This is a genomic window from Chelativorans composti, assembly GCF_039541695.1.
Classification (GTDB): Bacteria; Pseudomonadota; Alphaproteobacteria; order Rhizobiales; family Rhizobiaceae; genus Chelativorans; species Chelativorans composti.
This window is the reverse complement of record NZ_BAABGS010000002.1, coordinates 66,249-79,295: the sequence shown is the minus strand read 5'-3', so window position 1 is coordinate 79,295 and position 13,047 is coordinate 66,249. Positions and strand designations below refer to the sequence as shown.

The 13,047-nt window shown below is 63.5% G+C and carries 7 protein-coding genes and 1 riboswitch; of the genes, 1 reads left to right on the top strand and 6 read right to left on the bottom strand.

What is annotated here, in order from left to right:
* Positions 1 to 36: 36 nt before the first annotated feature.
* The 6 genes from ABD906_RS00320 to ABD906_RS00295 all read right to left on the bottom strand — a co-directional run bounded on the left by ABD906_RS00320 (position 37) and on the right by ABD906_RS00295 (position 11,570).
* Positions 37 to 567, bottom strand: coding sequence for a glycosyltransferase (locus tag ABD906_RS00320; protein WP_345097607.1), 531 nt, complete (start codon positions 565 to 567; stop codon positions 37 to 39).
* Positions 564 to 1,757 (bottom strand): glycosyltransferase family protein, encoded by a 1,194-nt coding sequence (locus ABD906_RS00315; RefSeq protein ID WP_345097584.1) that lies wholly within the window; start codon positions 1,755 to 1,757, stop codon positions 564 to 566. Before ABD906_RS00315 ends, ABD906_RS00320 begins: the two co-directional genes overlap by 4 nt.
* A gap of 54 nt (positions 1,758 to 1,811) precedes the next feature.
* Positions 1,812 to 3,002, bottom strand: a complete 1,191-nt coding sequence (locus ABD906_RS00310; RefSeq protein WP_345097583.1) for an HlyD family type I secretion periplasmic adaptor subunit — start codon at positions 3,000 to 3,002, stop codon at positions 1,812 to 1,814.
* Positions 2,983 to 5,256, bottom strand: coding sequence for a type I secretion system permease/ATPase (locus tag ABD906_RS00305; RefSeq protein WP_345097581.1), 2,274 nt, complete (start codon positions 5,254 to 5,256; stop codon positions 2,983 to 2,985). Before ABD906_RS00305 ends, ABD906_RS00310 begins: the two co-directional genes overlap by 20 nt.
* Positions 5,253 to 6,542, bottom strand: coding sequence for a TolC family outer membrane protein (locus tag ABD906_RS00300; protein ID WP_345097580.1), 1,290 nt, complete (start codon positions 6,540 to 6,542; stop codon positions 5,253 to 5,255). The genes ABD906_RS00305 and ABD906_RS00300 overlap by 4 nt, the downstream gene beginning before the upstream one ends.
* A 261-nt stretch (positions 6,543 to 6,803) precedes the next feature.
* Entirely contained in the window at positions 6,804 to 11,570 is a 4,767-nt protein-coding gene (locus tag ABD906_RS00295; RefSeq protein ID WP_345097579.1) for a BapA/Bap/LapF family large adhesin, read from the bottom strand.
* A 709-nt stretch (positions 11,571 to 12,279) separates the two neighbouring features.
* Here ABD906_RS00295 and ABD906_RS00290 point away from each other — a divergent pair.
* Positions 12,280 to 12,600: a DMT family transporter gene (locus ABD906_RS00290; protein ID WP_345097578.1), complete on the top strand. Its 321-nt coding sequence runs from the start codon at positions 12,280 to 12,282 to the stop codon at positions 12,598 to 12,600.
* Positions 12,601 to 12,866: 266 nt separating this feature from the next.
* Positions 12,867 to 12,973, top strand: a riboswitch (TPP riboswitch).
* Positions 12,974 to 13,047: the final 74 nt, after the last annotated feature.

Genomic DNA, 13,047 nt, shown 5'->3' with positions numbered 1-13,047 from the left:
GCCGCCTCAACTGATGCGGGAGAAGGGGGTGCCGGTTCACTGCTGACAGGGTGTGTCAGCCGAATACAGGCGGTGCATGGCGCCGGAAGCGCCGGAGCCATGACTGCCGGGTGCGGCGCCCGACTGCCTAGGCGCAGGTGCCAGCCGCTTGTCTTCCTCTCCGCGGAACAGCCGGTTCAGCAGGTCGCGCCACAGGTCGGCCGTGTGGCGCATCGCAAACCTCCCGGCATCGCGGCGGGCCGCCTCGGACATGTCGCGGTGGAGCGCCTCGTTCTCCAGGATGGTGGCAACGCGGTCGGCAAAAGCCTCCTCATCGGCAAAGGGCACAAGGAAGCCGGTTTCAGCCTGGCGGACGAGTTCGCGGGGGCCATAGGGGACGTCGAAGGCGACGATCGGGCAGCCGTGGAACAGGCTCTCCATCAGGGCCAGGGGAAATGCCTCGGCCTGGCTCGATGAGATGGACATCCCGGAGGCTTCATAGATATTCGGCCCGTCCGACGTCCAGCCATGCAGGTGGACGCTGCCGGCGAGATCCAGCTCGGCGACGAGGTTGCGGAGATTGGTCAGAAGCGGGCCGGAGGGGTTCCGAGGCCGTAGCAGTGGAGCGTTGCCTGCGGAACCCGGTCGACGACCTTGCGGAAGGCGCGGATGGCCAGATCGTGGCGCTTCTCCGGGCTATAGCGGGCGAGATAGACAACCTTGCAGCGATCGCGGGCGGAGAAGTCTCCCCGTGGCACGGAGCTGTCGTAGGAGTGGCCGATGGCGAGGACCGGCGCGTTTCCGAAGCGGGACAGGATGTCTTCGCGTTGGGCCTGCGTCAGGGTCACAAGTGCGTCGGGACGGCTCAGGTCGTTCAGGATGGCGGTGTAATTGCTGTTGAGCCGGCCGGTCACCGTCTGTGTGTGGCTGGTGGTATGGATCGCATGGATCACCGGAACCACCTTCACGCGGGACGGATCGGCCTGTCTTTCCTTCAGCCGGATCGCCGGCTCGTAAAAGACCCGGTTCTTGTCGACGATGAATACGTGTCGCGCGTCGTCGCGGGCGATGTAGCAGGACAGCCAGTATTCGATCAGATCGGCTTCGCGGGGAAAGGTGCGGATGAGCTGCCCGTTGCGCGCCACAAGCTGGATCAGGTCGAGCTCCCGCTTGCCGCCGCTTTCCCGGAACGTCTTGATGATAGCCGTGGTGCCATCGGGACGCAGGTAGAGCTCCTGCGTCACTTCGGACCCGGGGCCCGCCAGGAACTGGATGCGGCTCAGGAAGCCGCGACAGTCATAGACGTCGCGGCGCCATTTGCGGCGATCGCGGAAGTGGTTGACGTAGCTGAGCTGCCTGGTCGTCCTGTCGCGGACGACGTACATGACAAGCGTGCCATCGCTGTCCAGGACCCGGTGGTCGGGCGCGACGGCAACGGCGACCCAGTTCAGCTCGGGATACTGGTCAGGGCGCACGAGCGCGGCCGCGTCGTGACGGGACGGATCGAAGCTGCCAGCGTCCTGGAAGTCGTCATACATGTTGTGCAGGGGGACTTCGCGCGGAACGGATCCGGCCTGGCGCAGCTCGGTTTCCGCCTCGCGCAGGAACGGATTGTACTTGCTGGTCAGGATGGCGGGAGGGAGCCCCAGCGCCCTGGTGAAAAGGGTTGCGCGGCGGAGGGAGGAGTTCTCCACGCCGGTGCGCTCGCGGCCCATGTCGATGTTGAGGAAAGCGATCCTGACCGGAAGGTCTTCGGATGTTTGAGGTGTCTTGTTCATCTGTTCTATGGCGGTTCCGGACTGGGAACCGGTTTCACTCTTGCCGGAACCGTGCTAGCGCTCCCGCAGCGCCTCGCGCGCCCGGTTGAAGGGCTTGATGAGATAGTCGAGCACCGTCTTGCTGCCCGTGTGGATGTCAACGGAGGCGATCATGCCGGGCATGATCTCGAAGCGCTGGCCCGCCTTGTTGACCAGCGCGTCCGATTCCGTCTGCACGAAAACGCGGTAGTAGTAGACGTTCGGGTTCGTCTCGTCCTGGATCGTGTCGGGGGAGATTGAGGTCACCTTACCCTCGAGCCCGCCGTAGATCGCGTAGTCGTAGGCGGTGATCTTGACGCTCGCGCGCTGGCCGGGATGAATGAAGGCAATGTCCCGCGGCGAGATCCGCGCCTCGATAAGCAGCTGGTCGTCCAGCGGCACGATGTCCATGAGCTTTCCGTTCGGCGGGATGACGCCGCCGATGGTGACGACTTCGATGTTCTTGACGATGCCGCGGACCGGCGAGGTGATCGTCAGGCGGGCAAGGGAATCGGCACGGCCGCGGACGATCGAGGACAGGGCCTTCACCTCGGCGTTGGCCTGGGTCAGTTCCTCGCGGGCGCGGACGACATAATCGGAGCGCACCTCGACCTGTTTCAGCTCGAGATCGGCGAGTTCGCGCTGCAGCCGGATGACCTCGACATTGCTCGCCGCCCCCACGTTCGAGAGCGACTGGTTAATGTCCAGCTCCTTGCGCAGAAGCGTGATGGATTCCTCGATCCATTGCAGCGATTCCGAAAGGCTGCGCTGGCGGGCCTGGTAGAGTTCCGTTTCGGTGGCAATCAACTCCGGATAGGCGTTTAGTTCCTCGGGAAATTTGAGCTCCGTCTGGTCCACCTCGGCCTGCAGACGGGCCGAGCGTGCCAGCGCGGCGCGGTAGCGGGCCGCGCTTTCCTCGACATTGGATTCCGTCTGGGTCGGGTCCAGCCTGGCCAGGATCTGGCCGGGCTCCACGATTTCGTCTTCGCGGACGGCAAGCTCGGCCATGATGCCGCCTTCGCGCGACTGGATGACTTGCTCGCGGGATGTGGGGATCACGCGGCCCTGGCCCGTGGCCACTTCATCGAGCACGGCGAAATAGGCCCATACCAGCGCGATGGCCAGCATCGCGGCGAAGGCCCAGATGATGCGGGTCGAGCGGACGAGACGGACGTCGTCGGCGCCGCCGCGCCAGGCGTGTTCCGTTTCAGCGCGAAGGCTGGCCATTGGCGCCTCCCGTGTCCGCAGGCTGGCGTGCGCCGCCGGCAGGCCGCGCGCCCATGCCGGGCTTCGTCGGGGCCACGTTCTTCAGGCCGCGCAGGACCATCAGGGCCTTTTCCTTGGTATCGTCCAGAACTATGTTTCCGTTGTCGATGACGATGATGCGGTCCACGAGGTCGAGCACGCGCATACGGTGGGTTGCCACGACCACCGTGCGGTTCCTGCTCCAGGCCGCGAACTGCCGGATGAAGTGGCGCTCGCTCGCCTCGTCCAGCGATGCCGTCGGCTCGTCGAGGAGCACCACGTTCGGCTGGCGGATCAGCGTCCGGGCGAGCAGGATCATCTGCTTCTGGCCGCCGGAAAGGCCGTTGCCGCCCTCAAGCACAAGGTGGTCGAGGCCCTTCGGAAGCTTGCGGATGAAATCCAGCGCGCCAACCATGTGCAGGGTGCGGACGATCTCCTCCGGAGCGGCCGTCGGCGCACCCAGCAGGATATTGTCGCGCAGCGTGCCGTGGAAGAGCCGGGCATTCTGGGTCATCAGGCCGACATCGCGGCGGACGTCCGCCGGGTCGATGTGCTGCATGGCAAGGTTTTCCAGCAGGATCTGACCTGAACTCGGCTCCAGCAGACCGGTCAGGGCCTGCAGAAGGGTGGACTTGCCCGCGCCGTTGTTGCCGAGGACGGCGATCTTCTCGCCGGCCCTGATGCGCAGGTCCTTGACCGTAAGCGCGACCGGCGAGGAGTCGTCGCCATAGCGGAAAACGGCCGACTTCAGCTCGTAGTTACCGAGTATGCGCGGGCAGTGGATGCGGCTTTCCTTCTCGGGGTTGTCGAGCGGAAGCTTCATGATCTGGTCCAGGCTGTTGGCCGCCACGCGGCTCTGCTGCAACCGGGACATGAGCTGCGCGAAGTGGGTCATCGGCGCGAGCATGCGCGAGCTCAGGATCGAGCAGGCGACGAGGGAGCCGGTGGTAAGGTCGCCCGCAATGACCATCGGCGCGCCGAAGAACACGACCACCGCAAAGACATCCATCTGCACGTTCTGCGTCCAGGTGTTGATGGTGCTGGCGAGGCTGCGCAGCTTGACCTGGCCCTCGGCCGTCACGGCATTCAGATGGTTCCACTGCTGCTGGAAACGGTCCTCAGCCTGCAGCGTCTTGATATCCTCCATGCCCTGGATCATTTCGACCAGGACGGCGTTGCGAAGCGAGGCTTCGCGCATGGTCTCCGACGCATAGGCGCGCATCCGGCGCTGGGCGAGAAGGCCCGGCACCAGCATCACCGCCAAGGCGCCGAGCGGGATCAGTACGAGAACGCCGCCGATGAACCAGAACAGGACAAGGAACAGCAGGAAGAAGGGCAGGTCGGCGAGGGCGCTGACGGTGGTTGACGTCAGCATTTCGCGCACATGCTCGAGGTCGCGGATCTGCGCAATGAAGGAGCCGGTCGAGGCCGGCCGCGCGCGCGTGCGCACCCTGAGCGCATGGCCGATCACGCGGTCGGAAATCCGCATGTCGGCCCGCTTGCCCAGAAGGTCGACTACCGAGGTCCGCATGCGGCGCATCACGAAATCGAAAGCAAGCGCCAGCAGCACGCCGCTGAACAGGACGTAGAGCGTCGGGTAGGACTCGGCAGGGATGACGCGGTCATAGACCTGCATGGAGAAGATGATGCCGGCGAGGCCGAGGGTGTTGGCGACCAGCGAGGCCACCATCACGTGGCCATAGGGACGCAGGTCGCGCAGGATGATGCGCCTCAGCCAGTGTTCCTCGTACGGGCGGATGTAGGCATCGACCCGCGCATCGGGGATGGATTTCGCCGGCCGCACGATCGCGACCGCCACGGCGTTGCCGAACAGCTCGGCTGCCGGAACCGGCGTCTCCAGACCCTGGTCGCCATGGAAGACAACGCCGGCAATGCCTTCGTCGCTCAGCGACTTGATCACGCCGACCTGGCCGTTCCCGAGCTGCACCGCGACCGGCAGCTGCCAGCTGGAGACAACCGCCTGGTCAGCCGCGGCAAGCTTCAGCCGCAGCCCCATGGAGCGAGCCAGGTCGACGATCCGCTCATGCGGGTCTTCCAGAGTCGACCAACGGGCGTGCAGCCGTGCCGACTGCACCGAGACCGGCAGGCGATAGTGTTGCGCTATGTTGCTGAGAGCCTCGATCCAGGCTTCGACGGTCACCTGCTCCGGGGAGGCGTTGCTGTTGCCGGCATCTGCCGGCGCGCCCGCTTCGGGAGCGGAAAACTCAGTGCTCATAGGGTCACCCCCCGGATCGTCATGCCCCTGAGCCCCAGAAGCTCGCGGGTGCGCCCGGAATTGAACATGCAGTCCACGCCAAGCCGGCGCAGATCGTGCATCGCGTTAATCTTGTCGAACCGGGCCTGATGCAGGTCCTGCTCGGCATTGAGAAGGTCGAGCAGGGTGCGGGTTCCGAGTTCCTCGTACTGCTGGCGGTAAAGGTCGCGCGTCTGGACAAGCAGCGACTCCCGTTCCGTCAGGGAGGCCAGCATTCCCTGGATGCTTGCAACCTGCGACCGTGACTGGGAGAGACTGCTGCTGAGGCTCAGGCGCGCGTTGCGGATCGCTGCATCGGCGGCAGCAACCGCATGCTCCGCTGCGCGGCGCCCGGCGGCTGTTGCTCCCCCATCATATAGGTTGCCGGAGAGATTAATGCCAACCTTAAGCTCAAGTTCGTCAGACGAGGACGTGCTGGAGTCGTCGATGTCGTAGCCGGCGCCAGCCTGTACCGATAGGGTGGGATAGGCCTGCGCCGTTGCCTGTTTCGCCTGGGCCCGGGCCTCGGCCTTGCGCGCCTCCGCCTGCATCACGGCCGGACTTTGCGACCAGTCAGGTTCCGGCAGGGAACAGGCGCTGCCCAGCCAAGGCGGAACGGCGCCAGCGACGGAAACGCCGCCGCTGCGCCCGGTCAGGATCGCCAGCTGACCCTGCCAGCGGTCCAGTTGTCCGCTGATTTCATGCACCATCGACTGGGCAGAATTGACCCGCGCCTGGGCCTGCAGTTCATCCGAACGGGTGGCGGCGCCCCGCCCGCTGCGCTCGCTCACCAGATTGGCAATCGCCTGAATGCCGCGAACCTGCTCCCGGGCGGCGCCGAGCAGGGCCTGATAGCGCTGAACCTCGATGACGGCGTTGGCGGTGTCACGGGCCAGCGTGTCGACGCCAAGCAACAGATCAGTGCGGCTCACGTTGGTTCTGGCGGTTTTCGCCTCCACGTCGCTCGCCACCTTGCCGAAATCGTAGATCATCTGCGTGGCGTTGACGTTGATCCGCGGCTGCCAGTCCCGGCCGGACGAGTAGTTCCGGTAGCTGGTGCCAAGGCCGCCGGAGACCTTCGGGTAATAGCCGGCGCGCGCGCCGTCGATTTCCGCCTCGTTCTGCTGGATGCGGCTCACGGACTCGTCGATCGACGGATGCCATGCAAGCGCGGCGCGGACGGCCTGCTCAAGCGTGAGCTGCGAAGCATTGCCCGACGCAGGGGCATAGGCCGCCTCCGACCTGCCGGACTCCGATTGTGTCGGCACTGTCGCCTGCGCAGTGAAATAGGCCCCCCCGGCCCGGGCGGGCGAGGAGACGGCCGATGCTTGGGTGGAACCGGTTCCGGCAGAGCACGACGCTAGAAAAGTGCCAGCGAGCGCCGTTCCCAGCAATACTCGCGGCATGGATAGGCTGTTTTCCATTCTCACTGCCTGCACGGACCGTAAATAGCATAATCGTTAGCATATTTTTTACGAAATGTGGAACGCCGGACCCGAGGGCCCGGCGTTCCCAACTCTACCCGCGGATCAGATCGGCTGATGATCCTGGAGCGGGTCGTCCAGATCGTCGTCGACTGTCGCGATGTGGCCGAAGGGATCGGTGACCGCGATGTCGGCCGGGGCCTCCGTCTCTTCGGGCGCCGGCTCTTGCGACCCGGCCGCACCGGACGCGTCCCCTTCTTCCTCGCCAGCCGTCAGTCCATCCAGCTGGATCTCCAGATCCTCCGGATTTTCCTCGGGGAGGGCGTAGTCGAAGTCGGCGGTTCCGGTACCGGAGACAGGCTCCCCGTCGACTTCGGCGTTCTCCAGCTGCTCCAGGCCGAGGAGGCCGATTGTGTCGGCATCATCGTTATCCCCGACCGCGGCGGCATTCTCCCGGTCGTCGTCGGTGAAGGCGAGGAGGGCTGCGCCATCGTCCGGGCCGAAGCCGTCCATGGCGGAGGACATCGTGCTCATCGTCTCGTTCGGGAACTGCTGATCGACGTGGATCACCAGCTGCGCCGAAGACTTCGTGCCGGTCACGGACGTCAGCGTGTAGTCGAAGACGTCGTCACCCTCGCCCTTGCCGTTGGCCACGTAGGAGTAGGTGCCGTTCTTGTTCACCGTCAGCGTGCCGTATTTGCCCTCGACCGTGATTGAATCCGCTCCGATGTTGCCCTGGGTGAAGACCGACTTGCCCTTCACCGTGATGTAGGACAGCGCGTTGGAGCTGATCAGAGCGTCAACGCCGAACGAGCCCGATACCAAAGATGTTCCATCCGGCACGTACTGGTCGACGTAGGTGACGTCGCCCTTTACCTCGGCGTTCCAACTGATCACCGAACCCGTGGGTCGGGACACCGACATGATCAGCTCGTAGTTGCCGGGCTGCAGATGGTCGAACACCTCGTCCACCTTTGCCGGGTCGCTGGCGTCGGTGGTGCCCCAGGCAATTCTGGTGCCGGTCGTCCTGTTCCACAGCTCGTACGTGATCGTTGTCTTGCCGATGGTGCTGCTGGCGTTGATGAGCACGTGAACTGCCGTATCCGTCCCCTCCGAAAGGGTGAACGACTTGGTCTTGGAGCTGTTGTCGACAACGCTGCTGTGGGTCCAACTTTCCTTGTTAACGAGAGTGACGCCCTCTTGCACCACATTCTTCATAGGCACGTCGATGTCTTGCGACAGTTGTGACGCCCCAACGAGATCGATCCGGATGTTCAGCGTCGATACCGAAGTGTCGCCGGTCGGCGAGACGATCACGTAGGAGAACGTTTCGACCTTGCCATAGGGCGGAGTCCAGTCCGGATCCGACTTGACGTCCAGCTGGTAGGTGTAGGTTCCATCCTTATGGATGGTCAGGGTGCCATACTTACCCGTTATCACCCGCGAGCCGTCCGCAGGAATGGTGGTGCCGTTGACGCTTTTCACGGTGTGGCCGGCAGTATCGCCCGTGGTGATGTCGCCGGACACAGTGCCGCTGATCCCCGCGGGTTTGCTGTAGTCGTAGATGACGTCCTGCGTCACCTTCAGTGTGGAGCCGGAAAGCAGGCCGAGACCCTGCGTGCCGGCCAGCATCACCTTGTACTCACCCTCGCCGAAACGAAGGGTAAGATCGTTCGTTTCTCCACCGATCAGCGCGACCTTCAGCCAATCATCCTGTACGTGATACTGAACGTATTTATTGGTCGCCTCATCCTTCTTGTAGATGACCAGGTCATAGTTGGCTGCGAGCGTCACACCGCCCATGCGCGCATAGAACGTCAGCTCGCGGATGGTATCCTCGTCCACCGTGAAGGACATGGCCTTCTCGAAAGCCAGGGCGCCCGCGTCAAGGATCGGGTTCAACACACCGAGTTCCAGGACCGTGAAACTGGTCACATCCGGGATCTTCTGGGCCTCCGTTGGTGGGGTGGGTGTCGGCGTGACGTCCAGCAACAGCGTGGCGTCGGCAGGCACCTCGATGTCGTTGTCGCCAAGCGTGAGCGTCAGCCGGAGCGTGGCGCTCTTTTCCGTGCCGGACGGCGTACGGACCGTATAGGTGAACTCCTCGACCGCACCGTAGTTGCCGGAGAAGCCAGGCTTCAGCGTGTAGGAGTACGAGCCATCGCGCTGGATGGTGAGCGTGCCGTACTGTCCTTCAATCACCGTCGGCGCACCTTCGGCAATCTCGACCCCATCGACATCGACCACGACCGTATCCACCGGAACATCATCCGCACCGTGCCGAGAGTCGATGTCCGTGATGACATTGCCCGAGTGTCCGCCGACGACGTCCACCGGATTGTTGTAGTCGTAGAGGACATCACTGACGGTCTTGAGCGTGTAGCCGGTGAGCAGGCTGAGACCAGAGTCGTCGATGAGGAAGAACGCGTACTGTCCCTCATCGAGCGTCAGGTCCAGCTGATCCGACACGCCGCCGAGCAGGTAAACGTTAAGCCAGTCCTTTTCCTCGTGATAGGCCTTCCAGGTCTGATCGGTCTCGTCAAACTTGTAGATCTTCAACGAGAAGTCGGAGAGCACGGATATGCCGCCGGCCTGTCCGACAAAGCCGATCTGACGGACCGTGTTCGGGTCAACCGTCACCTGGATCGCGTCCGTCAGGTTGATGAGGTTCAGGTTCAGCACATCACCCAGGCCGACTGAAGCGACCGCAAAGCCCGTCTCAGACATCAGCGGCTTGTCGGAGACTGTCGGCGTCACATCCAGCCTGATCGTCTCGTCGTTGTCGACAACCACGATGTCTTCATCGGCATCCGAGTCCGCATCGCTGTCGCTATCGGCATCCGAGTCCGCGTCGCTATCGCTGTCAGCGTCCGAGTCCGCGTCGCTGTCGCTATCGGCATCCGAGTCGGCATCGCTGTCGCTATCGGCGTCGGAGTCAGCGTCGCTGTCGCTGTCAGCGTCCGAGTCGGCGTCGCTGTCGCTGTCGGCATCCGCGTCGGCATCGCTGTCGCTATCGGCATCCGCGTCGGCATCGCTGTCGCTGTCGGCATCCGCGTCGGCATCGCTGTCGCTGTCAGCGTCAGAGTCGGCATCGCTGTCGCTATCGGCGTCGGAGTCAGCGTCGCTGTCGCTGTCGGCATCCGCGTCGGCATCGCTGTCGCTGTCGGCGTCGGAGTCAGCGTCGCTGTCGCTGTCAGCGTCCGAGTCTGCGTCACTGTCGCTGTCAGCGTCGGAGTCAGCATCGCTGTCGCTGTCCGCGTCGGAGTCGGCATCGCTGTCGCTGTCAGCGTCAGAGTCGGCATCGCTGTCGCTGTCCGCGTCGGAGTCGGCATCGCTGTCGCTGTCAGCGTCAGAGTCGGCATCGCTGTCGCTGTCAGCGTCAGAGTCGGCATCGCTGTCGCTGTCAGCGTCAGAGTCGGCGTCACTGTCGCTATCAGCATCTGAGTCGGCGTCGCTGTCGCTGTCGGCATCCGAGTCGGCGTCGCTGTCGCTGTCGGCATCCGCGTCGGCATCGCTGTCGCTGTCGGCATCCGCGTCGGCATCGCTGTCGCTGTCGGCGTCGGAGTCAGCGTCGCTGTCGCTGTCAGCGTCCGAGTCGGCGTCGCTGTCGCTGTCAGCGTCCGCGTCGGCGTCGCTGTCGCTGTCGGCATCCGCGTCGGCATCGCTGTCGCTGTCAGCGTCAGAGTCGGCATCGCTGTCGCTATCGGCGTCGGAGTCAGCGTCGCTGTCGCTGTCGGCATCCGCGTCGGCATCGCTGTCGCTGTCGGCGTCGGAGTCAGCGTCGCTGTCGCTGTCAGCGTCCGAGTCGGCGTCGCTGTCGCTGTCAGCGTCCGAGTCGGCGTCGCTGTCGCTGTCGGCATCCGCGTCGGCGTCGCTATCGGCGTCGGAGTCAGCGTCGCTGTCGCTGTCAGCGTCCGAGTCGGCGTCGCTGTCGCTGTCGGCATCCGCGTCGGCATCGCTGTCGCTATCGGCGTCGGAGTCAGCATCGCTGTCGCTGTCCGCGTCGGAGTCGGCATCGCTGTCGCTGTCGGCATCCGAGTCTGCGTCACTGTCGCTGTCAGCGTCGGAGTCAGCGTCGCTGTCGCTGTCCGCGTCGGAGTCGGCATCGCTATCGCTGTCGGCATCCGAGTCTGCGTCACTGTCGCTGTCAGCGTCGGAGTCAGCATCGCTGTCGCTGTCCGCGTCGGAGTCGGCATCGCTGTCGCTGTCAGCGTCAGAGTCGGCATCGCTGTCGCTGTCAGCGTCAGAGTCGGCATCGCTGTCGCTGTCAGCGTCAGAGTCGGCATCGCTGTCGCTGTCGGCATCCGCGTCGGCATCGCTGTCGCTGTCAGCGTCAGAGTCGGCATCGCTGTCGCTGTCGGCATCCGCGTCGGCATCGCTGTCGCTGTCGGCATCCGCGTCGGCGTCGCTGTCGCTGTCGTCATCGTCGTTGTGCGGCGGTACCGTAGGATCCTTGCTTCCGCCGCCGCCTGCGCCGGCGACCCCAGCCGCCAGACCGCCACCACCCAGGGCGATCAGGCCCAGCAGAGCGGGCGAAATGCCCTCGCTATTGATCAGCTGGTCGATGCTCGCAATTTCGTAAAACTGGAAGTCGCTCAGCCCCCAGCCGTGCTCGCCCAACCAGAGCGCCCCATCGTCGTCTTCAAGGACGAGCTGGCTCTCCACACCATCCTCGACCACAAAGAAGTTCCGGATCCGGATCACCTGGCCGTTGTGAAGGCGGATAATGAGATCCAGGCCATCCCGCTCAAAGGACGCAATATCCCGCGGGTGGTAGTTCAACTTCACGATACTCGGTGCATTCAGTGCGATGTGGTCCAAGGGGGCCGTTCTCACGGCGCCATTAGCCTTGTTGATGATTGTGACCGCCATTTTTCTCTAGATAAGCTTTACTGGGTTGGTGGTGTGGAGACGAAATAGACCACACCCGGCCGAAAGGGCCGGGAATACAAGGTGAGGCAGCCTTGGACTGCAGACAGACTTGACGATGTGGTGGATGAAACTTCTTCCCCGGCGATGGTCTTGCCGTGATGGGCGCTTTTCACGGCGGCAAACAGAAAAGATTAAAGATTACGGTGGGAAATCAGTGGAGCCGGGTGTGGCCGGGGCGAACACAACTGAATGTCGCCCCGCAGGAAGCGCCGGGGACGCTGACAGATTGCTCGTCACGGATTCAGGCGGATGCGCGGACGCATATGCCCCTGCTGCCACCGCAATATCCGGCAACGCCGCATATGCGCTCGATCGGGACTGCGCGGAATTTCGGGGCCTACAAGCCAATGAATCGAAGCCGCCCGCCCGGCGGCCCTCCAAAAATAGAGTTGCCCCAACTCCCAGGGCAATCATTACGATGTGAAATAGATGGGGTCAATGGATAATGTTTTAAGTGCGACAAATTTGCAGTTATGGATTTTTTCAAAAGTGGTCAGTAGTGGAATGCTGTTACCAGTTTTAGGTGTATTTTGAGAAAACTTTTTTCGCAGGCAAACAAAAATCCTGCAACCGGAAGGGGGTCCCGGCGCGGAAGTATGAACATCATCAAGAGTAACATATAACATAATAAACAAAAGGTATAGCGATCATGGCGTGGTTCGTATTGTTCGGGGCAGGGCTCCTGGAGATTGTCTGGGCCTTTACAATGAAGAAGTCGGAGGGGTTTACGCTGCTGGTACCCAGCGCGGTCACAATCGTGGCCATGATCGGCAGTGTATGGCTGCTGGCGCTGGCGATGCGGTCCATTCCGCTCGGAACGGCCTATACGATCTGGACGGGCATCGGCGCCGTCGGCGCTTTTCTGTTCGGCATCCTCGCGCTCGGGGAGTCGTCCTCGCCGCTGCGCTGGCTTGCGGCCGCTCTTATCGTCAGCGGTCTGGTGCTGATGAAAGCTACAAGCTCCGACTAGCCCTGGACCCGGTTCACTTTGGGCCTGGCCGGCCTGGCGTCGAAGCGCAGCGGGGAACCGTGCCGAAATGCACGAGAGGAGCGTGGATCGTGGATCGGAGCCGGAACGAACCATCCCGTGCCTTCCGCTCGGCCGGGCCACCAATGCGACCTGGGACTGTAGTTGCCATGGCTTCAACATGACGACCGGGCGGAGGTGAGTTCCAGTCTCCCGTCCCCGGTCAGGCGGGCGGGTTGACAGAACGGCCATCAGCGGCAATGGTGCCGCTGCACATACAGGGGTGCCCCTGACGGGGCTGAGATGCGCGACATGCGCGAACCCTCAGAAGCTGATCCGGATAATGCCGGCGGAGCGAGGTACACGATGGCAGACAAGAGCCAGATTATTTCTCACACATCCATATTGCAGTTGTGCGAAGCCGAGCCGCGGACGCCGCGCGTCCGTGCA

Bases quoted from the DNA above. Each gene is read 5' to 3' on its own strand.
- ABD906_RS00315 (WP_345097584.1), bottom strand. From the start codon at position 1,757: ATGAACAAGACACCTCAAACATCCGAAGACCTTCCGGTCAGGATCGCT.
- ABD906_RS00310 (WP_345097583.1), bottom strand. From the start codon at position 3,002: ATGGCCAGCCTTCGCGCTGAAACGGAACACGCCTGGCGCGGCGGCGCC.
- ABD906_RS00305 (WP_345097581.1), bottom strand. From the start codon at position 5,256: ATGAGCACTGAGTTTTCCGCTCCCGAAGCGGGCGCGCCGGCAGATGCC.
- ABD906_RS00295 (WP_345097579.1), bottom strand. From the start codon at position 11,570: ATGGCGGTCACAATCATCAACAAGGCTAATGGCGCCGTGAGAACGGCC.
- ABD906_RS00290 (WP_345097578.1), top strand. From the start codon at position 12,280: ATGGCGTGGTTCGTATTGTTCGGGGCAGGGCTCCTGGAGATTGTCTGG.